Below are 22,410 nucleotides of genomic sequence, written 5' to 3' on the forward strand. Positions count from 1 at the left end.
CATGATTATGGGTGTCGCTGCCTGCATCCGGCGGTTAAACTTGCCCTTGCGCCGCGGGGGACACGCGGGTCGCGGGACCATGATCATGACCGAACAGGGCGAGACGGGTGAAGCCATCACCATCCTCCTCGTCGAGGACGACGCGCCGACCTGCTGGCGGCTGCAGGATGCGCTGGTCAAGGCCGGCTACGAGGTGCGCAGCGCCGGCACGCTCGGCGAAGCCCGTTCCGCGCTTGCCGGCGGCGCGCCCCGCGTGCTGCTGACCGATCTGCGCCTGCCCGACGGCCACGGCATCGAGCTGATCCGCGAGATGAGGCAGCGCTTCCCCGACACCGAGATCATGGTGATCTCGGCACTCGGGGACGAGGAAAGCGTGATCTCGGCGATCACGGTCGGAGCCACCGGCTATCTGCTCAAGGACGCCTTTCCCACCGACATCGCCACCACGGTGCGCGATCTGGTCGCCGGCCATTCGCCGATCTCGGCCTCCATCGCGCGCTTCATCGTGCGCAGAACCCAAGGTGCCGCGCCAAATTCGGCGGAGCCGCCGCCCGGCCCGGCGCTCAACACGGCGAGGCTGACACCGCGCGAGATCGACATTCTCTGGGGCATCGCAAAAGGCTTCAGCTATGCCGAGATCGCCAGCCATCTCGGCCTGTCCAAGCAGACCGTGCCCGGCCATATCAAGAACATCTATCGCAAGCTCGAGGTGCACACGCGCAGCGAAGCGGTCTTCGAGGCGGTGCAGCAGGGCCTGATCAAGTTGTGAGCGAGATCGCGGCCAAAGCACCTATCAAGGCAGCTACGAAGGCTCCTACGCGGCCGCGGCGCCGGCTGATCGCCTCGCGCCTCGTGCCCTATCTGCTGCTGCAGGCCCTGATCGTGATCGCCACCATTCTCGGGCTGCGGCTGCTGCAGCCGAGCGATCCCGACGATTTTGCGTTGAGCGGGTTTTCGCTGCGGCAGGACGGCGTGACGCTGCCCGTGAACCTCCCGCATTTCACGGCGTCGCGCTATTCCCTGGACGACCCGCCGCTCTACACCGGCAGCTTCACGTTCCGGCGCGGCGAAGCGGCATCGGGATGGTCGGTCTATCTGCCGCGCTTCAGCAACGCGGTGGAGGTCGCCGTCGACGGCGTCGTCGTGCTCGATTCCCGGCGCGACGCCAATGCCAACCGGCCCGACCGCAACACGCCGCAGATCGCAGCGATACCCGCCTCACTGCTGCGCGAGGGCGCCAACGAGATCACGGTGCGCCTGTTCGTGTGGGGGCCGTTGAAGGGTTTTCTCGACACTGTCTATGTCGGGCCGGATGCCGCCTTGCGGCCAGCCTATGAGACGCGCACGCTGCTGTTCGTCACCCTCCCCGTGGTGTTTTCGGCCTGGCAGTCGATCCTCGCCGTCATCCTCGCGATCATGTGGCTGATGCGGCGCCGCGAGCCGGTCTACGGCGTGCTGGCGGCTGCGATGGTGCTCGGCGTGGTGCAGGCGTACGTACCGCCGCCGGTTCCTCCGGCCGCCACGTCGCGGCTTGCCGCGGTGCTGCTGGCGTCCGCGCCGATCGAGAGCGCGTTGGTCGTCATGTTCGGCGTGCTGTTCTTCGGCTGGCGCTGGCCGCGCTACGGCATGCTGCTGTTCGTGCCGGGCCTCGTCGTGTTCGTGGTCGGGCTGATCGGGGGCCCGCCGCTGCCGCGCATCCTCTTTCTGGTGCTCGGCATCCCCACCGTCGGGATTTGCCTGTTTCTGATGGCCTGCGCGACCGCGACCGCGGTCGTCCGGCGGCAGGACGCGGCAAGCTTCACGATCGGCTGCGCCGTCACCATCGTGCTGGTCTGCTGGGTCCAGGACATGCTCACGGTGTTCGAGATCGTCGCCAACGAACGCATCTTCGTCTCGCGCTTGTCCTATTCGGCGATGCTGGTCGCGATCGGGGCCGGGTTGACCTGGCGCTTCGCTCGCGCCTTGAACCAGGTCGACAGCTTCGCCGGCCAGCTGGTGACGCGCGTGCGCGAGGCCGAGGAGCGGCTGAAGGCGAGCTTCGTCCGCGAAGAGGAGCGCGCGCGCGCCGCCGCGCTCGCCAATGAGCGCACGCGGCTGATGCGTGACCTGCACGACGGCCTCGGCGGCCAGCTCGTCAGCATCGTCGCGCTCTCCGAGCGCGGCCATGAGGGCGCGACCATCACCGACGCTGCCCGTGCCGCGCTGAAGGATCTGCGTCTCGTCATCGATTCCATGGACGACATCGGCGGCGACCTGATGCTGGCGCTCGGCTCCTGGCGGGAGCGCGCGAGCGCGCAATTGCGGCCGCACGACATCACGCTCGACTGGCGCGTGGCGACCCCGCAGGGCCTGCCACTGCACCCTGAACTCAGGCCATGGCACGTCATCCAGATCGTGCGCATCCTCGACGAGGCCGTGACCAATGCGGTCAAGCACGCACAGGCACACCGCATCGCGGTCACCATCGAGACGCTCGATGCGAGCGAGGGGCCGTACGGCCTGATCAGTGTGACCGACGACGGCCATGGCTTTGCACTGGCCGGCAATGGCGAAGCCGGGCGCACCGGCCAGACCGCGCGCGGCTTGCGCAACATGAGAAGCCGCGCCGCGCGCTGCGGCGCGGTGCTCGACCTGAGTTCCGACGCTTCCGGGACGCGGGTGCGGCTGCAATTGCCACAGCGCTTTCCCGACAGCGACGCGGCTGCGGGCTGAAAAGCCCCCTCTCCGAACGTGTGGGACGCGCGGAGAGAGGGAACGGGCCGGGTGATTTGCCGGCGGAGGACGGGGGTTCGTCCGCAGGGCGCCCTGGGCCCGAGGCGATGCATCAATTCAATCGAATGGAAATATCAGCGCACGCCGACGCGATTGACCGGGCCGCCGCGATTCATCGGCGTTCCCGCGCGCACGCCGACACCGGGGGCGCCGACGCCGGGTGTTGCGACCGCGGCCCTTGCGACCGGCGCTCCCGGCGCGACCACCACGGCCGCCGTCGGCCGCACCACGCAGCCCTTGGGCACGCCGACCGTCTTGCAATAGACCACCGCCTGCGCCGGGCTCGTGCCCAGCGACACCATCGCCGCGCCGGCCAGCGCCATGACCGTCAGCCCCGCACTCAGCGCTCCAGCTCTCTTCGACATCCTTTGCTCTCCTGCTTCCCGTTCGGCGTCCCGATGCAATCACCGGGTTTCGCAGCCGAGGTGCAGCCTGAATGACAAAAGACGGCGCGCGGATACATGCCATGAAGATGGGGGGTTGCTGCGGCCGGGACACCGGGCCGACGCCATGAACATGGCATGGACCCATGCACGGCCTTCGCGAGATGGTCCGGCCCGATTGATCCCGGTCGGGACCAACGTCGATTCCAAAGAGGTGCTTTATGAAGATTTCAGCTGTTGCCGCGCTGCTGCTCGCCGCTTCCGCCGTGCCCGCTGCTGCGCAATCCGGTCCATCGGTCCAGGAGCAAATGGCCTGCCGCGGCGATGCCAGCAAATTCTGCGCCGAACATATCGGCAAGCCCCCGCAGATGAATGCCTGCCTGCGCGAGAACAAGTCGAAACTCTCGGACAGCTGCCGCAAGGTCGTCGAATCGCGCGGCGGCTGATCTGCCAACGTTCTCGCGAAGAAGAGAGGAGCGGCGTGCTGCCGCCCTCTCGACACCCGACGCCGCTACTCCTGCATCATCTCGCCGCTGCCGCCGAACTCGGCCGGAAAATCCTTCAGCTTGGGCAGGCCGTCGCGCATCGGCAGCACGGTCTCGGCATAGTTGACGTGAACGCCGGGCGCGAAGGCGAGCGTCGGGATGGTGGCGGTGAAGACATCGACCAGCCCGAGCGGCGGATGGTTGGTCATGAGATGGCCGCCGCACTTCTTGCAATATTGGCGCTGGCTGAGCGGCGTCTTGGCAAACGTCTCGACATTCTGGGCGCCTTCGGTGACGCGCACGGCCTCGGGCTTCCACAGGCTGAAGGCGTTGACCGGACCGCCCGACCAGGAGCGGCAGGAGCGGCAATGGCAATAGCCCATCGCCTCCGGTGCGCCCGTGACCTCGATCGTGACCGCGCCACAGAAGCAATTTCCGACATGTTTCATTTGGTCGTCTCCGTTTGATGAAGAGGAAGAAATCCTCTCCCCGCTCCTCGTCCACAATATGTCGGGACCGATGGGAATGCGGGGAGAGGTGTCGGGGTGAAGGGGGACATCACCCCGGGGGACGTTGAGGGGACGGGTATGTGAGATGCTCGCATACCTCAGCCGGCGCGGCCAAGCGTCCTCCGTTCGGCGGACGCGCGCGGTGCCGCACCGAGGCTAGAGTGACCGACGCCAGGGAATAAGCATCGACACCCGTTGTTTGTACTGCCGGTACTCGTCGCCGAAGAGAGCGACGAGGTCGTGCTCCTCCAGCGCGATGCCGACGAAGATGTAGAGCGTGGTGACGACCGCAAACAGCAGATGCCCCGCGGTCATGGTCGGCGCCGCCCAGAACGCAATGATGAAACCGAGATAGATCGGATGGCGGACGAAATTGTAGAGCAGCGGCGTCCTGAACCGCGGCGGCGTCATCTCCTTGCCGACCAGATGGTTGGTCACCTGATGCAATCCGAACAGTTCGAAATGATTGATCAGGTAGGTGCTGGTGAACACCAGGATCCACCCAGCGAAGGACAGCGTGACCAACGTCACGGCGAGATCCGGGTTCTCGACATTCCATACGATCGCAGGCAGCGGGCGCCACTGCCAGAACAGGAGCAGCAATGACAGGCTAGCGAACAGCACATAGGTCGAGCGCTCGACGGGCTTGGGGACGAACTGCGTCCACCACGCCTTGAACTGCTTGCGTGCCATCACGCTGTGCTGAAGGGCGAACAGCGACATCAGGAGGAGATTGACGATGACGGCTTCGGCCGTCGGCGTGTCGGTTCCGGTATCGATGGTCTTGGGCACCACCAGCCCCATGACGAAGCCGATGGCGTAGAGAATGGTGACGAAAAACACGAGATATGCCGCAATTCCGTACAGAAAGGCGATGAACTTGAAAATGCGTGAGCCCGCAACCTCCGGGCTGATGGAATGAACCTGGTGATCAAGTTGGGTCATAGAACGCTCCGTTGTGCCGAGGCATCGACACTGTTTGGTCTTCGCACCATGCCGGATCGGACGTCCCCAGACTTTCGCGACCGGTTGATTTTCGCCTGAGACGACTTTGATTTTTGCTTGAGACGACAGAAACGTGCGATTTCGCTTTGAAAACAACGTGCTCGACGGCGACCTGCGGGAACTAACCTGCGGCGGGGCAGCCGTGCCGTTGCAGCCGCAGGTGTTCGATCTCTTGCTCTATCTCGTCGCGCAACGCGCGCGTGTGGTCAGTAAGGATGACCTGATCAGCCAGATCTGGAGCGACCGGATCATCTCGGATTCGGCGCTGAACAGCCGGATCAACGCCGCGCGCAAGGCCCTCGGCGACGACGGCGCGACGCAGCGGCTGATCAAGACCATTCCGCGCAAGGGCTTTCGTTTCGTCGGCGAGGTCCGGGAAGATGTGGCAGCGTCAATCGTGCCGGCCGAAGCCAGGCCCGCCCCCTCGCGCGTGGGGGACCGCCCGGCGATCGCGGTGCTCGCCTTCGAGAACATGAGCGGCGATCCCGCGCAGGACTATTTTGGCGACGGGATCAGCGAGGACATCCTCACGGCGCTGTCGAAGCAGCGCTGGTTCATGGTGATCGCCCGCAACTCGTCCTTCACCTACAAGGGGCGCGCAGTCCACCTCAGGCAGATCGCGGAGGAGCTCGGCGTCCGCTACGTCGTCGAAGGCAGCGTGCGCAAGGCGGGCAATCGGCTGCGCATCACCGCGCAGCTGAACGATGCCACGTCAGGCAGCCATCTGTGGGCCGAGCGCTACGACCGCGAGCTGGTCGACGTCTTCGCCGTCCAGGACGAGATCACCAACGCGATCGCCGCGGCGATCGAACCGCAGATTCACGCGGCCGAGAGCTTTCGCGCCCAACGCAAGGGACCTGCGAGCCTGGACGCATGGGATCTGCTGATGCGGGCGCTGTCGCATTATTGGCGCGTGACCCGGCACGATCACGAGACCGCACGGACGCTGCTCGAACGCGCGATCGGGATCGATCCGAATTACGGTCAGGCGCTGTCGGTGCTGGCGGCGAATTACATGTTGGGCGTGCACCTCGGCTGGGCCGAGCTCGCCACCGTGGCGCCGGTGGCGGAGGCCGCCGCGCTGGCCGCGGTGCGCTGCGACCATGAGGATGCCTGGGCGCATGTCGCGCTCGGCAGCGTCTGCTTCTCGACACGCAGGCTCGGGGACGCGCTGTCCGAGTTCGAGCAGGCGCTCGCGCTCAATCCGAACTTCTCGCTGGCGCAGGGCTATTACGCGCTGGCGCTGTCCTATGCCGGACGTCCCAAGGATTCGTTCGAGGCCGCGCAACGGGCGATCCGGCTGTCACCGCGCGATCCGTCGCTGGCGATCTATCACGGCATCGCGGGCTATGCGCGCTTCACCGAACGCCGTTATGACGAGGCCATCGCACAGGCGCGCGAGGCGATCCGCCATCGCGGCGATCTCACCGGCGCCTACCGCGTGCTCGCGGTCTCCGCCGGCATGACCGGCGACGGAACGCTTGCGGAGACGGCGCTGGGCGAGCTCCGCCGCACCCAGCCCGACATCTCGCTGCACTGGATCGCGACGCAACTGCCGTGGGCCAATGACGGGGATCGCGAGCACTATCTGGAAGGATTTCGGCGCGCGGGACTGCGCTAGGCGGCTGCTCTTACCCCGGCGCTACGCGCGCTTGCGGCGCAGGTGGACAATGACGTCGAGCCGCGCGATCTCGTGGCCGGGAAGCGCCTCGGGGATCCTGGTGAAGGCGAGGCCTTCGGCAACGTCGACCAGCACATCCTCGCCCTCGAGATAGAAGTGCGGATGCACCGATGTGTCGGTGTCGAAGAACGACTTGATGCCGTCGGCGGCGATTCGGCGCAAGAGGCCCGCCTCGGTGAACTGGTTCAGCGTGTTGTAGACGGTCGCGAGCGACAGATAGGCGTTCGCCGCCATTGCCTCTTCGAACAGGCTCTCTGCGGTGACGTGACGATGACCGCGCAGGAACAGCAACTGGCCGAGCGCCAGGCGCTGGCGCGTCGGGCGCAAGCCGGCATCGCTGAGCAATTGCAGACAGTGCTGCACCCCTGCATCGGGCGGCAGCTCGAGGCCGGCGACATCAGGATCGCTATCGTCGCTCGCAGGGAAATTCGTGGCCTGGATGTCCATCGATCGTCTCACGGCTCAGGGGGAGCAGGACGCACAGCGCCGGGTCCTGCCAGTTGCTATTCGATCGCAAAAGCGGCGGCCTGGCTTTGATCCGGATCAAATCCGGAGCGGGGCCGCCTCTGACCTATCGCAAGGCGGTCCGGTTTATTCCTGGCCCGTTGGGCGGCGACGGGCTCAGCGCATCATGACGGCCTGATGCTTTTGGTCGCAGGCGCAGGCTTGTGCAACGCCTTCGCGGACTCTCGACAGGAGTAAGGCCGCTTGATCGCCCGGAGCGGGCCGATCCGCCGTGCGCGAAGGTATGCGGAAAACAGGACGCGCTGTACATTTTTTGTGCGAGCACTGTCGCGACTTTCATCTTGCGGCGCCGAACGGGACTGTGTGAGCCTCGATATCGGATGGGGACTGGGATGGAGCGGCCGTAGTTTCGCGCGCCATGGCGTGCGAAGCGTTGACGGCTGGTCTCGCTTGAGAAAGATACGACATGCCGAAACGAGTGTTGCTTGGTCTCCTCCTGGCGTGCGGCCTCACGGCCCCGACACTGGCGCAAGAGCCGAAGACCGGAGGTGTGATCAATGCGGTGATCCAGCCCGAGCCGCCCGGCCTGATGCTGGCGATGGTCCAGAACGGCCCCGTGCAGATGGTCTCGGGCAACATCTTCGAGGGCCTGCTGCGCTACAGCCCGAAGCTCGAACCGCAGCCGGAGCTCGCCGAGAGCTGGAGCGTCAGCGAGGACGCCAAGACCTACACGTTCAAGCTCCGGAAGGGCGTCACCTGGCATGACGGAAAGCCCTTCACCGCCGCGGACGTCTTGTTCTCGATCGAGATGCTGAAGCAGACCCACGCGCGCGCCCGCAACAACCTCGCGCAGGTCGACAAGGTCGAGGCGCCCGATGATTACACTGTCGTGTTCACGCTGAAGCAGCCGTTCGGCCCGTTCCTCGGCATCTTCGAGGTCGGCTCGATGCCGATGGTGCCGAAGCATCTCTATGAAGGCACCGACTGGAAGACCAATCCCTACAACAACGCCCCCGTCGGCACCGGCTCCTTCATGTTCAGGGAATGGCAAAAGGGCTCGTTCATCCGCCTGGTCAAGAACCCGAACTATCACGAGAAAGGCAAACCCTATCTCGACGAGATCTACTGGCAGATCATTCCCGACGCTGCGGCGCGCTCGGTGGCGTATGAGACCGGCAAGGTCGACGTGCTGCCCGGTGGCTCGGTGGAGAATTTCGACGTGCCGCGGCTTTCCAAGCTGAAGGACACCTGCGTCACCGGCGCCGGCTGGGAGTTCTTCTCGCCGCTGGCCTGGCTGTGGCTGAACAACCGCCAGGGTCCGCTCGCGGACAAGCGGGTGCGGCAGGCGGTCATGTATGCGATCGATCGCGACTTCGCCAAGGACGTGATCTGGAACGGGCTCGGCAAGGTCGCGACCGGCCCGTCGGCCTCGACCATCAAATATTACACCGATGACGTGAAGAAATATCCGTACGATCCGGCCAAGGCCAAGGCCCTCTTGAAGGAGGCCGGCTACAAGGGCGAGAAGATCCGGCTGTTGCCGCTCGCTTATGGCGAGACCTGGCAGCGCTGGGGGGAAGCGGTGAAGCAGAACCTCCAGGACGTCGGCATCAACATCGAGACCATTGCCACCGACGTCGCCGGCGGCAACCAGAAGATCGGCGACTGGGACTACGACATCGCCTTCACCTATCTCTACCAGTATGGCGATCCCGCGCTCGGGGTCGGCCGCAACTACGTCTCCAGCGCCATCGCCAAGGGCCAGATGTTCAACAACGTCGAGGGCTATTCCAACCCCGAGATCGACAAGCTGTTCGCCGACGGCGCGGTCGCGACCCCCGACTCCAAGCGCAAGGAGATCTACGAGAAGGCGCAGAAGATCCTGGTCGAGGACGTGCCGGTGGCCTGGATGCTCGAGCTGCAGTTCCCGACCATCACCCGTTGCAAGGTCAAGAACCTGATCACCACGGGAATCGGGGTCAATGACGGCTTCAAGGACGCATGGCTCGACAAGTGACGGGCGCTTCGCGTCTGATCTCTCGTGCTGTAGCTTTCGCCGAATGATTGCCGTCCGAGCCACCGAAAAGGTGCACCTCTCCCGCTTGCGGGGGAGGTCGACGCGCGCCGGGCGATGCGAAGCATCGTCCCAAGCGCGTCGGGTGGGGGCTCTCTCCACTCGGGGACCTTCTCTGCGGAAATACCCCCACCCCTGCCCTCCCCCGCAAGCGGGAGAGGGAGCGCACCGTCGCTGCGGCGACCCTCTCGTCAAACAAGCGTCGCTCTAAGTATGCTCTCCTTTATCGCTCAGCGTGTCCTGAAGGGCGTGATCGTCCTGCTTGCGATCGTCGTCCTCAATTTCTTCCTGATCCGGCTTGCGCCCGGCGACCCCGCGGTGGTGATGGCGGGCGAGGCCGGGGCCAGTGATCAGATCTTCGTCAATCAGCTCAGGGAGAAGTTCGGCCTCGACAAGCCGTTGCCGGAGCAGCTCTTCATCTACGTCAAGGGTGTCGTGACCCTCGACCTCGGCTTCTCCTTCCGCCAGCAGGCGCCGGTCGCAAAGCTGATCGGCGAACGGCTGCCGGCGACGCTGCTGCTGACGCTGACCGCGTTCGCGATCTCGCTCGCGCTCGGCATTCTCTTCGGTACCTTCGCCGCGCGCTTTGCCGGAACCTTCCTCGACACCGCCATCACCGTCTTTGCACTGATCTTCTACGCCATGCCGATCTTCTGGGTCGCGTTGATGGGCATTCTGCTGTTCTCGGTCACCATGGACTGGCTGCCGAGTTTTGGTTACGAGACGGTCGGCGCCAATCTGACCGGCTTCGCCCACGCGGTCGACGTCGCAAAACACCTGATCATGCCGGCGATGACGCTCGGCCTGTTCTTCATGGCGACCTATACCCGCATGACGCGCGCCTCGATGCTGGAGGTGAAGCGGCTCGACTTCGTCAAGACCGCGCGCGCCAAGGGCCTCTCCGACGCCGTGATCCAGCGCCGCCACGTGCTGCGCAACGCGCTGCTGCCCGTCGTGACGCTGGCCGGCGTGCATTCGGGAACGCTGATCGGCGGCGCCGTCATCACCGAAACCGTATTCGCCTGGCCCGGCATCGGGCGCCTGATGTACGACGCGCTGTTGCAGCGTGACTATAATCTGCTGCTCGGCGTCTTCGTGATCTGCTCCGCCATGGTCCTGATCTTCAACCTCATCACCGACCTGGTCTATCGCCTGGTCGACCCGCGCATCGAATTCGCCTCATGAAACAGTTCTGGAAATCGATGCTGCGCAGCCCGAGCGGCGTCATCGGGCTCATCATCCTGGTTCTCGCGATCTCGGTCGCGTTGTTCGGACCGATGCTGTTCCCAAACTCGCCATGGCGCATGGTGCAGCGGCCGTTCCTGCCGCCGTTTACGCTCTCCGCCGTGCCGCTCGGCACCGACGCGCTCGGCCGCGACGTGTTCGCCGGTATGATTTTTGGCGCGCGCGTCTCGCTGCTTGTCGGCCTCGTCTCCACGCTGGTCGCGCTGATCGTCGGCGTTCCCATCGGCGCCATGGCCGGCTATTTCGGCGGCAGGGTCGATGACGCCCTGATGCGCTTCACCGAGTTCTTCCAGACCATTCCGAGCTTCGCGCTCGCGATCGTGCTGGTCGCGATCCTGCAGCCCTCGATCTACTCGATCGTGACCTCGATCGCGCTGGTGAGCTGGCCGCCGGTCGCCCGCCTCGTGCGCGGGGAGGTGCTGTCGCTGCGTACGCGCGAATATGTCCAGGCGGCCGTGGTCACCGGCCAAAGCAACAGCTGGATCATTATGCGCGAAATCCTGCCGAACGCGCTGTCGCCCGTGATCGTGCTGGCCTCGCTGATGGTGGCGACCGCGATCCTCCTGGAATCCTCGCTGTCGTTCCTCGGCCTCGGCGACCCCAATCTGATCTCCTGGGGCTACATGGTCGGCGCCGGCCGCACCGTGATCCGCCAGGCCTGGTGGATCACTGTGTTTCCCGGCGTCGCCATCCTGATCTCGGTGCTCGGGCTCAATTTGATCGGCGAAGGCCTCAACGACGCGCTCAATCCGCGCCTGTCGCGGGAGGGACGCTGACGATGACCGCGCCGCCCGCCGTCTCTATCAAGAACCTCAGGATCGTGTTGCCCAAGGGAGCCGAGCGGCCGTTTGCCGTTGACGGCGTCTCGCTCGATTTGCGGCCCGGCAAGATCGTCTGCGTCGTCGGCGAGTCCGGCTCCGGCAAGTCGATGTGCGCGCATGCGCTGATGGGCCTGTTGCCCGATACTGTCTCGGTCGCCTCCGGCGAGATCCAGTTCGAAGGACGCGACCTGCTCAAGCTCGACGACGACGGCTGGCGCGATCTGCGCGGCCGCCGTCTGGCGATGATCTTTCAGGAGCCGATGACCGCGCTCAATCCGTTGATGCGCATCGGCGACCAGATGGCGGAGATGTTCGAGGCGCACGGCCTGCTGACGCCGAGAGAGCGGCGCGCGCGAGCGCTCGCTTTGGCACGGGAAGTCGGCCTGCCCGACCCTGAAAGAATCGTGCGCGCCTATCCGCACCAGCTCTCCGGCGGCCAGCGCCAGCGCGCCATGATCGCGATGGCGCTCGCGCTCGAGCCAGCCGTGCTGGTCGCGGACGAGCCGACCACCGCGCTCGACGTCACCACCCAGGCGCAGATCCTCAAGCTGATCCGCAACCTCCAGCGCAACCGCAACATGGCGGTGATGTTCATCACCCACGATTTCGGCGTCGTCGCCGATATCGCCGACCAGGTCGTCGTGCTCCGGCACGGCAAGGTGGTGGAGGAAGGTCCGGCCGCAACCGTCTTCAACGCGCCGCAGCACGACTACACCAAGGCGCTGCTCGCCGCGGTGCCCTCGATGGACCCGCCGGCGCGCGAGCCGCTCGACGATCAGGCCAGGGCGGTCGAGGTGATCGGGCTCGACAAGACCTATATCACCTCGGGCGGCTGGTTTCGCGAGGCCCGCCGCGTCGATGCCGCGCGCGCGGTCAATTTCAACATCCTCAAGGGCGAGACGCTCGGCCTCGTCGGCGAATCCGGCTCCGGCAAATCGTCGGTGGCGCGCCTGGTGATGCGGCTGATCGAGGCCGACCGCGGCACGGTGCGGATCGGCGAGACCGATCTTACTTCTCTTTCCGGCAAGGCGCTGCGTGCCGAGCGCCATCGCATCCAGATGATCTTTCAGGATCCGTTCGCTTCGCTCAATCCGCGCCGCAAGATCGGCCACATCATCGCCGACGGCCCGATCGCGGCCGGCCTTGATGCCAAGGTCGCGTTCGACCGTGCCCGCGACCTCCTCAAGATGGTGGGCCTGGATGCCGGCGCACTCGAGCGCTACCCGCATGAATTCTCTGGCGGCCAGCGCCAGCGCATCGGCATTGCGCGCGCGCTCGCACTCGAGCCCGAGATCATCGTTGCAGATGAGGCCGTCTCCGCACTCGACGTCTCCGTGCAGGCGCAGGTCTTGCGGCTGCTCGAAGACCTCAAGACCCGTCTCGGTCTCTCGATGCTGTTCATCACTCACGACTTGCGCGTCGCCGCCCAGATCTGCGACCGCATCGCGGTGATGCAGCGCGGCGCCATCGTCGAGCTGAAGCCGACCGCGCAGCTGTTCGCCGCGCCGGAGCATGCCTATACACGCGAGCTGCTGGCGGCGGTGCCGGGACGTAAAGAGCGCGCGCCGGCGGCGTGACGGTCGATCGCATCGAGTCGCCGAATTCCGGGATTGTTCCAAAAACTTGCACGCGGCCCGAGGTGAAACATATTCGGTCCAGAAGAATTTTCTTGACGAGAATATCCTTGCCGATGAGCGCAAGGAGCAAGTCGACACCAGCATTCGCGCGCGGCTCCAGAAAGCCGCGCGACGGATGTGAGCTGGTGAGCGGTCTCTCAACCCGGCGCATCAAAGGCACGGGAGATGTTGGGATTCCGGAGTGCGCTCACGCGCTTTTTACTCCTTCGTGATCGGCGACACCGCTTCAAAGCCGAAGACGGCGTCATAGATGACGATGAAATGATAGCCGTCATCTGATGACGGGATTTGCCAACTGATATTCGGAGCCAACATGGGCGAAGTCATTCGATTTGTCTCCAAGTCCGAGCGCGAGCGAGCACGTCTCATCCAGGAGGCGCGCGCCATCTACGACAGTATCTTCCCGCCGACCGACCCGGCCAGCGAAGGCCAGGATAAGGCCGCGATGGGCCGTGCATATATCGGCCGCGACGGGGGTAACCTGTCGTGATCAAGATCATCGCCGTGCTTTGCAGCCTTGCCTCCCCGACCAATTGTCACGAGCAGGTCGTCACCACCTCGGATTTCGCGCAGGTTTCGGTGCAGTCCTGCCTGATGGGCGCGCCGCAGCTCGCCGACTGGATGAACCAGCATCCAGCCGAGCGGCTGGCTGCGTGGCGCTGCGTGATCGGTCAACAGGCCGGCCGGGGCATCTAGCGTCTGACGGCCGCGTTCGATCGGCGCGCCCGCCCGGCCATGACGGTCTCGACTGAAGGGAGCTCTTGGCCGGGGCCGCGGCTCGACCAAAGCAGTGACGACACTCCATTGCCGGGGTAACCTCTCGTTGCGGCCATTGGCAGCAAGGGGGGATCCGCATGGAAGTCGCGAGCCTCGTTCTTCCCGTATTCGCGATCATCGTCACCGGCTGGCTGGCCGGCGAGCTCGGCTATCTCTCCCGCTCGCTCGCCGACGCGCTGGTGCATTTCGCCTACAACGTGGCAATGCCGGCGCTATTGATCGTCACCATCGCGCAGGAGCCCGCGGGCAATCTGCTGGAATGGCGTTTCCTGCTCGCGTTCGGCGGCGGCTCCCTCGTCTGCTTTGCGCTAGTCTTCCTGGTGGTCCGCGCTGGCGGAAAGCACGATCTCGCCAGCAGCACGATTCATGGCATGGCGGCGGCGATGACCAATACCGGCTTCGTGGCGCTGCCGATCCTGCACGCGATCTACGGCCAGCCCGCCGTCCTGCCTGCTGCGGTCGCGACGGTATTCGTCGCAGCCGTGATGTTTCCGATCACGGTCATCCTGCTGGAAAGGGACGCGCGCGGATCGTCCGCGCAGTCCGCCGGCCTCGCGAAGCAGATCCTGCTCAATCCGATGGTGCTGTCGACGCTTGGCGGTCTCGTCTGGGCGATCACGGGCTTGCCGATACCGGCGCCGGTCGCGGCCTATCTCAACATGATCGCCGCCGCGCTCACGCCCTGCGCACTGTTTGCCATCGGGCTCGGCCTGTCGGTCGAGGGCCTGCGCTCCAACCTGAGGGCAACGTTCGCGCTCGCGCTCGTGAAGCTCGTGATCATGCCGCTGATCGTCTACGGACTTTGTGTGGTCACCGGCCTCAACGCGCTCTACACCGTCGCCGCCGTGATATGCGCCGCCGTGCCCACGGCGAAGACGGTGTACGTGCTGGCGCACGAACACAAGGTCGAGGAGAAACTGGTCGCGGCCACGGTCTCGGTCACGACGATGCTGTCGGTCGCGACATTGCTGGTCGCGCTGTACCTTCTCTCGGGTCTGGCGACCGGCACGCGCTAACCCGCACTTATCTCGTGGTGTTGCCCCAGGTGGGCGCCGAGTTGGTCACGCCGACCGAGGGCCAATTGTAAGATCCGACCGACGGTGCCGTGACCGTTCCGACCGTCTGGCCGGACGAGCCGTAGGACGCCCGCGGCTGCACGGCAGTGGGCGCCCCGGCGCCGCCATAGGTTGGGGCCACCACGCCCGTGCTGTAATGTCGGCTCGACCGCGCCTTCTTCGCTTCAGCCGCAAAGGGCGCGGCAAGCAGCCCGGTCGTGATGAGCGCGGCAATGGCGAGTTTGATGCTTGTCATGGCTGATCCCTCGATCGCTGGGGCCCTTGTGCCATGTGTTCATTGATCGCACGATGTCCATAGGCACAAGTTCATAACTCCGTGTGCTGGCGAATGTGCCGAAGCAGTGCGTTCGTCACCTCCGCTTCGGACGAATCATGCCCGCCTTCGGATGGACCCGAATCAGCGCTAGTGCATTGCCCTCAGCGACTTCGCGTATTGAGGCGACATGACCGGGCCCGAACTGAAGCAACTCCGCGCCGACCTCTCCGATGTCCTCGAGCGGAAGCTCACGGCGGCCGACATGGCAAAGCTCTGCGGATTGCCGGAGAAAGGCGGCGGCGACACCATCCGGCGCTGGGAGGTGAGCGGCCCTACGCCGGAGGCGACCAAGGTGCTGCGCGTGCTTGCGATGGCGAGCGAGCGCTACCCGATCCTGGAGAAGTTCGACATCTTCGATCGACATGACGTGCGCGAGGAAGACCGGCCCGCGAAGCGCGCCGCGTTCCGCGCGCAGATGCGCGATGAGGCGCGACGGCGTCTCGGTTAACGAAGGACGCCGAGAGGTTACCGAAGGGCTGCGAGGTTAAGCCTTCCTTCACCACTTCTTAAGCCGGCATTAAGCACGAAATTCATTTGCAGCCCAATAAGTTAGGTTGGGTCGCGCTGTGCCATGCATGTGACAGCATTTTCGTCAAAAGCGAGCTATCTGCAAAACCAACGCGGCGCGGAAAGCGCGCCTGCCGGGGACCTTAAGTGTCGGAGTTCAAGACGATGAAGAAGATTCTGTTTGCGACCGTTGCGCTGCTCGTGATGGGCGCTGCTGCACCGGCCGTCGGTGCCGATCTCGGCAACCGCAACTATTACAAGACGCCCGCGCCGGCCTATGCCGCGCCGATCTACAACTGGACCGGCTTCTACATCGGCGGCCATGTCGGCGGCGCGTTCTCCAGCGACAACAATTTCAACGGCCTTTCCACCGGCAACAACGGCAACGGCCGTTTCCTCGGCGGCGTGCAGGTCGGTGGGGACTGGCAGTTCCACCCGAACTTCGTGGTCGGCGTCGAGGGCCAGTATTCCTGGCTCTCCGGCAGCGTCGGTGCCGTGTTTCCGGGCGGCATCGCCTACACCAACGACCAGCGTGGCCTTGGCTCGATCACCGGCCGCGTCGGCTACACCTGGGGCCCCGGCCTCGTCTATGTGAAGGGCGGCTACGCCTATTCGGACAACAACGAGAAGGTGACGGTCGGCGGCGTGCCGACCGCGTTCGTCATCACCGGCGATCACCGCAACGGCTACACGGTCGGCGCCGGCCTCGAATACATGTTCGCCCCGAACTGGTCGGCCAAGGCCGAGTACCAGTACTACAATTTCGGCGACTCGAGCTTCACCGGCGGCCCGCTCGCGGGCACGGGCAGCTTCACCACCGACGACCACACCATCAAGGCGGGCGTCAACTACCGCTTCAACTGGGCAAGCCCGGCCGTCGCGCGCTACTGATCGGTTACCACAACCTTACCAGGACGGAAGGGCCGGCGATTTCGCCGGCCCTTCTTTTTTCGCCCTGCGGAACACGCGCAACCGTTTGCGGAGATTGCGAATTTTTAACCGGCGGTGCGGATACTGCCGGCCGCAAACAGAAGCAAGAACGTTGGGGGAATTTCGATGGCGATCCGTTTCAGCCTTGGCGGCTCACTTGGCCGGATGCGGCCTCGTTTCAAAATGCCGACCTGGGGCGTGCGCGGCAGCCTGTTCGCGGCCTTTGCAGTGATCGCGGGCATGGGCCTCGTGATCGCAGCCGGCGCCGGCCTGGCGCTGCAGAATCTCGGCGGACGGATGACCGAGCTGAGCGGGCGGGACATTCCGCGCCTCACTGCCAGCCTGCAATTGTCGGCCCTGAGCGCCAGCCTTGCGGCACAGGGACCTGCCCTGCTCGCGGCTCAAACCGAGGAAGCCCTGAACGAGCGTACCAAGAAGCTCAAGGAGCTGCAGGAGCAGACGCAGCAGAAGCTCACCGAGATCATCGGGCTCGGCGGCGACAAGACCGTGGTCTCCGGACTCAGCGAGACGATGAAGAGCATCAACGAGGCGGCGCAGAGCCTCGCCAAGGCCGCCCGCGAGCGGCTCGATATCGCCGCCCTCCATGACAAGCAATATGACGCGCTGCGCAGCGCCCAGGGCGCCTTCGTCGGCGCGGCCAGTCCGGCGATGCTCGACGCGCAGACCCGGGTCAACGCCATTCTCGGCTCGGCCGACCTGTCCGCCGCAGATGCCAACGATGCCGCGCAGACCGTCGGCCAGCTCGGCAACGTCGTCGCCAGCGGCAATCTCGCGGCCGCCAACATGAGTGCGGCACTGTCGGCGAACACCAGCGACAAGCTCGACGACATCCAGAAGGAATTCAAGACGGCACAGGGACGCCTGCGGTCCAACCTCGATCTGTTGCCGGACAATCAAGGCAACAAGATGCTGCGCGAGACGGCGGAGAAGCTGATGGCGCTCGGCACCGGCAAGACCGGCGTGTTCAATCTGCGTGAGAAGGAGCTCGACTCCGTCGACTACGGCCAGACCATCCTGGACGAGACCCGCAAGCTCAATGTCGGCCTCGGCATCAGCGTGCAGCAGCTCGTCGACGGCGTGCAGAAGGAGACCAACGCCTCGACCTCGCAGGCGCAGCAGGAGACCTCGCTCGCGACCACCGTGATGCTGGCCCTTGGTGCCTTGATGCTGGTCGGCTCGGCGCTGTTCGTCTGGCTCTATGTCGGCCGCAACATCCTGCGCCGCATCCGCGAGCTTCAGCGCGCCATGCAGCTGCTGTCGGCCGGCGACCTCGACACCGAGATCGTCCGCTCCCGGCAGAACGACGAGATCGGCGTGATGAAGGAAACGCTGACCGTGTTCCGCGACAGCATGATCGAAGCCCGGGCGCTCGCCGCCGAGCAGGACAAGGACCGTGTCGCCAAGGCCGAGCGGGCCGCGCGCATGGAAGCGAAGATCGCCGAATTCGAAAGCACGGTGCGCTCCGCGCTCGACAATCTGGCGCAGTCGGCCAATTCGATGCAATCGACCGCGCAGAGCATGTCGACCACCGCCGACCAGTCCAACGCGCTGGTCAACGCGGTCGCCTCCGCCGCCGAGGAGACCTCGGTCAACGTGCAGACCGTGTCGTCAGGCACCGAGCAGCTGTCGTCCTCGATCGAGGAGATCAGCAAGCAGGTCGTGACCTCGGCCGCAATCGCCAAGAAGGCGGTCGACGAGGCCGGCGCCACCGACACCACGGTGCAGAGCCTTGCCGACAGCGCGAGCCGCATCAGCGTCGTGGTCGACCTGATCCAGACCATCGCCTCGCAGACCAATTTGCTCGCGCTCAACGCCACCATCGAGGCGGCGCGTGCGGGCGAGGCCGGCCGCGGCTTCGCCGTGGTTGCCTCCGAAGTGAAAAGCCTCGCGAGCCAGACCGCCAAGGCCACGGAGGAAATCCGCACCCAGATCGCCAGCATGCAGGAGATCACGACATCGGCGGTCGGCGCCATCCAGGGCATCGGCCGGATCATCGGCGAGATCGACAACGTGACCACGACGATCGCAGCCGCGGTCGAGGAGCAGGGCGCCGCCACCCGCGAGATCGCGCGCAACATCCAGCATGCGGCCGGCGGCACCAGCGAAGTCTCCAGCAACATCGTCGGCGTCTCCACCGCCTCGGCCGAAGCCGGCGCCGCGGCAAACGAAGTGCTGGGCGCCTCCGACGCGCTCCGGCGCGAAGCCGACATGCTGCGCGGAGAGATCGACGCATTCCTCAACAACATGCGGGCGGCGTAAGACGGGACCGCCACGGGGACTCCACTCCCTCTCCCGCTTGCGGGGAGGGCTGGGGTGGGGGTGCCTCCGCATTGGGAGTGTCTGAGACGCCTCGAAATTGTCCCCGAGTGGAGCGAGCCGCCACCCGGCGCTCCGCCGTAGCCGACGCTTCGCCTCGGCGTCTCTAAGAGACGGCCGCCTTAGGCGGCCTAAGCCTCCCCCGCAAGCGGGAGAGGTGACCGAGTTCGGCGCACGAGCGTCCCACATCACGGAAAAACGCCGCCCGGTATGACCGCCATGCGGAGACCACGGACGGTCTTTTTTCGGCTGGCGTCCCGCCGTATGTGCGGGTACCGATAATGCATGAACGCAAAAACCGACACCGCACAGTCCTCGGCCGAAGCCCTGCGCTACCCCTGGGAACAGCACCCCGGCCACGACGAGGTCGTGGAGGTTAGGCCCGGCGTGTTGTGGGTGCGGCTGAAGCTGCCGTTCCGCCTCAACCACGTGAACATCTACCTGCTCGCCGACGGCGACGGTTATGCGATGGTGGATACCGGTTTCGGCAACGAGGAGACGATCGAGGCCTGGACCAAGCTATTCGACGGGCCGCTGAAGGGCGTCCACATCACGCGCCTGATCGTCACGCACTCCCACCCTGACCATGTCGGCCTTGCCGGCTGGGTCGTCGAGCGGTTCAACTGCCCGCTGGTGATGTCGCAGGTCGAATATCTGCAATCGGTCTATCACCAGAACCGCGGCACCGCGGAGCGACAGGAAGCGCAGCGGCTGTTCTTCCGCCGCCACGGCATGGACGAGTCGCTCACCGAAAAGCTGCTGGGCCGCGGCCAGGATTATCTCAAGCGCGTTTCGGTGCTGCCGCCCTCCTACCGCCGTATCTCCCATGGCGAGGACGTCGTGATCGGCACGCGCCGCTTCAAGGTGATCACCGGCGGCGGCCACGCGCTCGACCAGGTGATGCTGTATTGCGCCGACGACAAGCTGTTCCTCTCCGCCGACCAGGTGCTGAGCAAGATCTCGCCCAATGTCAGCGTCTGGGCGGTCGAGCCCGACCAGAACTCGCTCGGCGAATATCTGGCCTCGCTCGCCAGCCTCACCACGACACTGCCCTATGACGTCCTGGTGCTGCCCGGCCACGGCGTGCCGTTCTACGGACTGAAGACCCGCATCAAGCAGCTCGCCGACCACCATGAAGAGCGCTGCCGCCTGATCGCGGAAGCCTGCCGCGAGGTGCCGCAGACCTCGCGCGCCCTGGTGCCCGTCGTGTTCAACAAGCATGTGCTCGATGAACACCAGATGGGCTTTGCCGCCGGCGAGCTGGTCGCCCACGTCAACTACATGATCGTCGAGGGGCGGTTGACGGCCGAGACGAAGGACGGCGTGCTGCAGTTCAGGACGACGTGAGTCACTTCGTCATGGCCGGGCTTGTGGCGGCATCTCACTTCATATTCGCGATCGCGTGCAGCGCCGCGATGTAGCCGAACGGGCCCAAGCCGCAGATCACCCCGGTCGCCACGAACGAGATCTTGGAGTGGCGGTGATATTCATCGCGGGCGTGGATGTTGGAGATGTGGACTTCCAGCACCGGCCCTTCGAACGTCTTGATCGCGTCCATGATCGCGACCGAGGTGAAGGAAAAGCCGGCGGGATTGATGATGATTGCATCGGCGCCCTGCCGCGCCGAGTGGATCAGGTCGACCAGCACGCCTTCATGGTTAGATTGGTGGAAGGCGAGCTTGAGCCCGAGCGTTGCGGCAGCCGCCTCGCAGCTCGCGTTGACCTCTGCGAGCGTCGTCGTGCCGTAGATGTGCGGCTCGCGGATGCCGAGCATATTGAGGTTGGGACCGTTCAGGATCATGACTCGCTTCATCGGGCGTCCTTTCGCATGAGCTGCTGGCGAGCCGATCCGCGCCTCGCCAAGGCAAAGGCTACGACATCGGCGCGACCAGCTCAGCAACCATGGACGGAGCGCGCCCCATGGACAAAATGTCCAAGCCGGCGGCAACGGTCCCCGGCTTTCCCGGAGCCTCGGCCCGCGCGGACGGGCCAGCGTTAGGCGTTTGATCCACATCAACTATCGCCGGCGAGACGCCGCTATCAATGGACCCGCGCGCCTCGTCACAAATGTGTGCGGGCGCATGGACATTGGAGCTGGAAAAGCTCTAAAAATGAGCGGCCGCCGTGGCCGGGTTCCGTTGCAGGTTTTGCCGATGGATTACAACCAGTTCTTCGATACCGCCCTCGATCGTCTCCATTCCGAGCGGCGCTACCGCGTGTTCGCCGACCTGGAGCGCACGGCCGGCCGATTCCCGCACGCGGTCTGGCACTCGCCCAAGGGCAAGCGCGACGTCGTGATCTGGTGCTCGAACGATTATCTCGGCATGGGCCAGCATCCGAAAGTGGTCGGCGCCATGGTCGAGACCGCGACGCGCGTCGGCACCGGTGCCGGCGGCACCCGCAACATCGCCGGCACGCATCACCCGCTGGTGCAGCTCGAGGCCGAGCTCGCCGATCTCCACGGCAAGGAAGCCGCGCTGCTGTTCACCTCGGGCTATGTCTCGAACCAGACCGGCATCCCGACCATCGCAAAACTCATTCCGAACTGCCTGATCCTGTCGGACGAGCTCAACCACAATTCGATGATCGAGGGCATCCGCCAGTCCGGCTGCGAGCGGGTCGTGTTCCGCCACAACGATCTTGCGCATCTCGAGGAGCTGTTGAAAGCGGCCGGCCCGAATAGGCCGAAGCTGATCGTCTGCGAGAGCCTCTATTCCATGGACGGCGACGTCGCCCCGCTCGCCAAGATCTGCGATCTCGCCGAGAAGTACGACGCGATGACCTATGTCGACGAAGTCCACGCGGTCGGCATGTACGGCCCGCGCGGCGGCGGCATCGCCGAGCGTGACGGCGTCATGCACCGCATCGACATCCTCGAAGGCACGCTGGCGAAAGCCTTCGGCTGCCTCGGCGGCTACATCGCCGCCAACGGCCAGATCATCGACGCCGTGCGCTCCTATGCACCGGGCTTCATCTTCACCACCGCACTGCCGCCGGCGATCTGCTCGGCTGCGACCGCCGCGATCAAGCACCTGAAGACCTCGAACTGGGAGCGCGAGCGCCACCAGGACCGTGCCGCCCGCGTCAAGGCGATCCTCAACGCCGCCGGCCTGCCGGTGATGTCGAGCGACACCCACATCGTGCCGCTGTTCGTCGGCGATCCCGAGAAGTGCAAGCAGGCGTCCGACCTGCTGCTCGAGGAGCACGGCATCTACATCCAGCCCATCAACTATCCGACGGTCGCCAAGGGCAGCGAGCGGCTGCGCATCACGCCTTCGCCTTATCACGACGATGGCCTGATCGATCAACTCGCCGAGGCCCTGCTGCAAGTGTGGGAGCGCCTGGGTCTGCCGCTGCGCCAGAAGTCGCTCGCGGCGGAATAGGTCTGTC

At 65.3% G+C, this 22,410-nt stretch carries 22 protein-coding genes; 16 read left to right on the forward strand and 6 right to left on the reverse strand.

What is annotated here, in order from left to right:
- The first annotated feature begins 85 nt into the window (after positions 1–85).
- Positions 86–769 (forward strand): response regulator transcription factor, encoded by a 684-nt coding sequence (locus tag A3AS_RS0103975; RefSeq protein WP_026201644.1) that lies wholly within the window; start codon positions 86–88, stop codon positions 767–769.
- Positions 766–2,712, forward strand: a complete 1,947-nt coding sequence (locus A3AS_RS0103980; protein WP_018316307.1) for a sensor histidine kinase — start codon at positions 766–768, stop codon at positions 2,710–2,712. The genes A3AS_RS0103975 and A3AS_RS0103980 overlap by 4 nt, the downstream gene beginning before the upstream one ends.
- A gap of 134 nt (positions 2,713–2,846) precedes the next feature.
- Here the strand turns inward: A3AS_RS0103980 and A3AS_RS0103985 are convergent, their stop codons facing one another.
- Entirely contained in the window at positions 2,847–3,137 is a 291-nt protein-coding gene (locus A3AS_RS0103985; protein ID WP_018316308.1) for a hypothetical protein, read from the reverse strand.
- A 239-nt stretch (positions 3,138–3,376) separates the two neighbouring features.
- On the opposite strand from A3AS_RS0103985, the gene A3AS_RS0103990 reads away from it, so the two are divergent.
- On the forward strand, positions 3,377–3,601 hold the full coding sequence (locus tag A3AS_RS0103990; protein WP_026201645.1) for a hypothetical protein: 225 nt from the start codon (positions 3,377–3,379) through the stop codon (positions 3,599–3,601).
- Between the two features lie 65 nt (positions 3,602–3,666).
- Here A3AS_RS0103990 and A3AS_RS0103995 read toward each other — a convergent pair whose 3' ends face one another.
- Positions 3,667–4,089 (reverse strand): GFA family protein, encoded by a 423-nt coding sequence (locus A3AS_RS0103995; protein ID WP_018316309.1) that lies wholly within the window; start codon positions 4,087–4,089, stop codon positions 3,667–3,669.
- 216 nt (positions 4,090–4,305) lie between these two features.
- Positions 4,306–5,094 (reverse strand): methanethiol S-methyltransferase, encoded by a 789-nt coding sequence (gene mddA, locus A3AS_RS0104000; RefSeq protein WP_018316310.1) that lies wholly within the window; start codon positions 5,092–5,094, stop codon positions 4,306–4,308.
- A gap of 133 nt (positions 5,095–5,227) precedes the next feature.
- Between mddA and A3AS_RS0104005 the strand changes: the two genes are divergently transcribed.
- Positions 5,228–6,775: a winged helix-turn-helix domain-containing tetratricopeptide repeat protein gene (locus A3AS_RS0104005; protein WP_018316311.1), complete on the forward strand. Its 1,548-nt coding sequence runs from the start codon at positions 5,228–5,230 to the stop codon at positions 6,773–6,775.
- Between the two features lie 21 nt (positions 6,776–6,796).
- Here A3AS_RS0104005 and irr read toward each other — a convergent pair whose 3' ends face one another.
- Positions 6,797–7,282, reverse strand: coding sequence for a Fur family transcriptional regulator Irr (gene irr / locus A3AS_RS0104010; RefSeq protein WP_018316312.1), 486 nt, complete (start codon positions 7,280–7,282; stop codon positions 6,797–6,799).
- A gap of 484 nt (positions 7,283–7,766) precedes the next feature.
- Here irr and A3AS_RS0104015 point away from each other — a divergent pair, with 484 nt between their 5' ends.
- The 7 genes from A3AS_RS0104015 (at position 7,767) to A3AS_RS0104055 (ending at position 14,870) form a co-directional block, all read left to right on the forward strand.
- Entirely contained in the window at positions 7,767–9,317 is a 1,551-nt protein-coding gene (locus A3AS_RS0104015; protein WP_018316313.1) for an ABC transporter substrate-binding protein, read from the forward strand.
- Positions 9,318–9,587: 270 nt separating this feature from the next.
- Positions 9,588–10,559: an ABC transporter permease gene (locus A3AS_RS0104020; RefSeq protein ID WP_018316314.1), complete on the forward strand. Its 972-nt coding sequence runs from the start codon at positions 9,588–9,590 to the stop codon at positions 10,557–10,559.
- On the forward strand, positions 10,556–11,395 hold the full coding sequence (locus tag A3AS_RS0104025) for an ABC transporter permease (protein WP_018316315.1): 840 nt from the start codon (positions 10,556–10,558) through the stop codon (positions 11,393–11,395). Before A3AS_RS0104020 ends, A3AS_RS0104025 begins: the two co-directional genes overlap by 4 nt.
- Before the next feature lie 2 nt (positions 11,396–11,397).
- Entirely contained in the window at positions 11,398–13,017 is a 1,620-nt protein-coding gene (locus A3AS_RS0104030) for an ABC transporter ATP-binding protein (protein WP_020508615.1), read from the forward strand.
- 373 nt (positions 13,018–13,390) lie between these two features.
- A complete protein-coding gene (locus tag A3AS_RS48140) occupies positions 13,391–13,567 on the forward strand; it encodes a hypothetical protein (RefSeq protein WP_018316319.1) in 177 nt (58 codons plus the stop codon).
- On the forward strand, positions 13,564–13,773 hold the full coding sequence (locus tag A3AS_RS0104050; protein WP_018316320.1) for a hypothetical protein: 210 nt from the start codon (positions 13,564–13,566) through the stop codon (positions 13,771–13,773). The genes A3AS_RS48140 and A3AS_RS0104050 overlap by 4 nt, the downstream gene beginning before the upstream one ends.
- Positions 13,774–13,931: 158 nt before the next feature.
- Positions 13,932–14,870 (forward strand): AEC family transporter, encoded by a 939-nt coding sequence (locus A3AS_RS0104055; protein WP_018316321.1) that lies wholly within the window; start codon positions 13,932–13,934, stop codon positions 14,868–14,870.
- A 7-nt stretch (positions 14,871–14,877) separates the two neighbouring features.
- Here the strand turns inward: A3AS_RS0104055 and A3AS_RS0104060 are convergent, their stop codons facing one another.
- Positions 14,878–15,165, reverse strand: coding sequence for a hypothetical protein (locus A3AS_RS0104060; protein WP_018316322.1), 288 nt, complete (start codon positions 15,163–15,165; stop codon positions 14,878–14,880).
- A gap of 208 nt (positions 15,166–15,373) precedes the next feature.
- Here A3AS_RS0104060 and A3AS_RS0104065 point away from each other — a divergent pair, with 208 nt between their 5' ends.
- The 4 genes from A3AS_RS0104065 to A3AS_RS0104080 all read left to right on the forward strand — a co-directional run bounded on the left by A3AS_RS0104065 (position 15,374) and on the right by A3AS_RS0104080 (position 20,367).
- Positions 15,374–15,694, forward strand: coding sequence for a hypothetical protein (locus A3AS_RS0104065; protein WP_018316323.1), 321 nt, complete (start codon positions 15,374–15,376; stop codon positions 15,692–15,694).
- 224 nt (positions 15,695–15,918) lie between these two features.
- A complete protein-coding gene (locus tag A3AS_RS0104070; protein WP_026201646.1) occupies positions 15,919–16,644 on the forward strand; it encodes an outer membrane protein in 726 nt (241 codons plus the stop codon).
- A gap of 165 nt (positions 16,645–16,809) precedes the next feature.
- A complete protein-coding gene (locus A3AS_RS0104075) occupies positions 16,810–18,963 on the forward strand; it encodes a methyl-accepting chemotaxis protein (RefSeq protein WP_018316325.1) in 2,154 nt (717 codons plus the stop codon).
- Positions 18,964–19,305: 342 nt separating this feature from the next.
- Positions 19,306–20,367: an MBL fold metallo-hydrolase gene (locus tag A3AS_RS0104080; protein WP_018316326.1), complete on the forward strand. Its 1,062-nt coding sequence runs from the start codon at positions 19,306–19,308 to the stop codon at positions 20,365–20,367.
- Between the two features lie 34 nt (positions 20,368–20,401).
- On the opposite strand, the gene aroQ is transcribed toward A3AS_RS0104080, so the two are convergent.
- The gene (aroQ, locus tag A3AS_RS0104085) at positions 20,402–20,833 is read right to left on the reverse strand and encodes a type II 3-dehydroquinate dehydratase (protein ID WP_018316327.1); all 432 of its coding nucleotides are present in this window, start codon (positions 20,831–20,833) and stop codon (positions 20,402–20,404) included.
- 340 nt (positions 20,834–21,173) lie between these two features.
- On the opposite strand from aroQ, the gene hemA reads away from it, so the two are divergent.
- Entirely contained in the window at positions 21,174–22,403 is a 1,230-nt protein-coding gene (hemA, locus tag A3AS_RS0104090) for a 5-aminolevulinate synthase (protein ID WP_018316328.1), read from the forward strand.
- Positions 22,404–22,410 lie beyond the last annotated feature (7 nt).

Source organism: Bradyrhizobium sp. WSM2793 (assembly GCF_000379585.1).
Taxonomy (GTDB): domain Bacteria; phylum Pseudomonadota; class Alphaproteobacteria; order Rhizobiales; family Xanthobacteraceae; genus Bradyrhizobium.

Bases quoted from the DNA above. Each gene is read 5' to 3' on its own strand.
- A3AS_RS48140 (WP_018316319.1), top strand. From the start codon at position 13,391: ATGGGCGAAGTCATTCGATTTGTCTCCAAGTCCGAGCGCGAGCGAGCA.
- irr (WP_018316312.1), bottom strand. From the start codon at position 7,282: ATGGACATCCAGGCCACGAATTTCCCTGCGAGCGACGATAGCGATCCT.
- mddA (WP_018316310.1), bottom strand. From the start codon at position 5,094: ATGACCCAACTTGATCACCAGGTTCATTCCATCAGCCCGGAGGTTGCG.
- A3AS_RS0104060 (WP_018316322.1), bottom strand. From the start codon at position 15,165: ATGACAAGCATCAAACTCGCCATTGCCGCGCTCATCACGACCGGGCTG.
- A3AS_RS0104025 (WP_018316315.1), top strand. From the start codon at position 10,556: ATGAAACAGTTCTGGAAATCGATGCTGCGCAGCCCGAGCGGCGTCATC.
- hemA (WP_018316328.1), top strand. From the start codon at position 21,174: ATGGATTACAACCAGTTCTTCGATACCGCCCTCGATCGTCTCCATTCC.
- A3AS_RS0104055 (WP_018316321.1), top strand. From the start codon at position 13,932: ATGGAAGTCGCGAGCCTCGTTCTTCCCGTATTCGCGATCATCGTCACC.
- A3AS_RS0104065 (WP_018316323.1), top strand. From the start codon at position 15,374: ATGACCGGGCCCGAACTGAAGCAACTCCGCGCCGACCTCTCCGATGTC.
- A3AS_RS0104030 (WP_020508615.1), top strand. From the start codon at position 11,398: ATGACCGCGCCGCCCGCCGTCTCTATCAAGAACCTCAGGATCGTGTTG.
- aroQ (WP_018316327.1), bottom strand. From the start codon at position 20,833: ATGAAGCGAGTCATGATCCTGAACGGTCCCAACCTCAATATGCTCGGC.
- A3AS_RS0103985 (WP_018316308.1), bottom strand. From the start codon at position 3,137: ATGTCGAAGAGAGCTGGAGCGCTGAGTGCGGGGCTGACGGTCATGGCG.
- A3AS_RS0104075 (WP_018316325.1), top strand. From the start codon at position 16,810: ATGGCGATCCGTTTCAGCCTTGGCGGCTCACTTGGCCGGATGCGGCCT.
- A3AS_RS0103975 (WP_026201644.1), top strand. From the start codon at position 86: ATGACCGAACAGGGCGAGACGGGTGAAGCCATCACCATCCTCCTCGTC.
- A3AS_RS0104020 (WP_018316314.1), top strand. From the start codon at position 9,588: ATGCTCTCCTTTATCGCTCAGCGTGTCCTGAAGGGCGTGATCGTCCTG.
- A3AS_RS0104070 (WP_026201646.1), top strand. From the start codon at position 15,919: ATGAAGAAGATTCTGTTTGCGACCGTTGCGCTGCTCGTGATGGGCGCT.
- A3AS_RS0104015 (WP_018316313.1), top strand. From the start codon at position 7,767: ATGCCGAAACGAGTGTTGCTTGGTCTCCTCCTGGCGTGCGGCCTCACG.
- A3AS_RS0104080 (WP_018316326.1), top strand. From the start codon at position 19,306: ATGAACGCAAAAACCGACACCGCACAGTCCTCGGCCGAAGCCCTGCGC.
- A3AS_RS0103995 (WP_018316309.1), bottom strand. From the start codon at position 4,089: ATGAAACATGTCGGAAATTGCTTCTGTGGCGCGGTCACGATCGAGGTC.
- A3AS_RS0103990 (WP_026201645.1), top strand. From the start codon at position 3,377: ATGAAGATTTCAGCTGTTGCCGCGCTGCTGCTCGCCGCTTCCGCCGTG.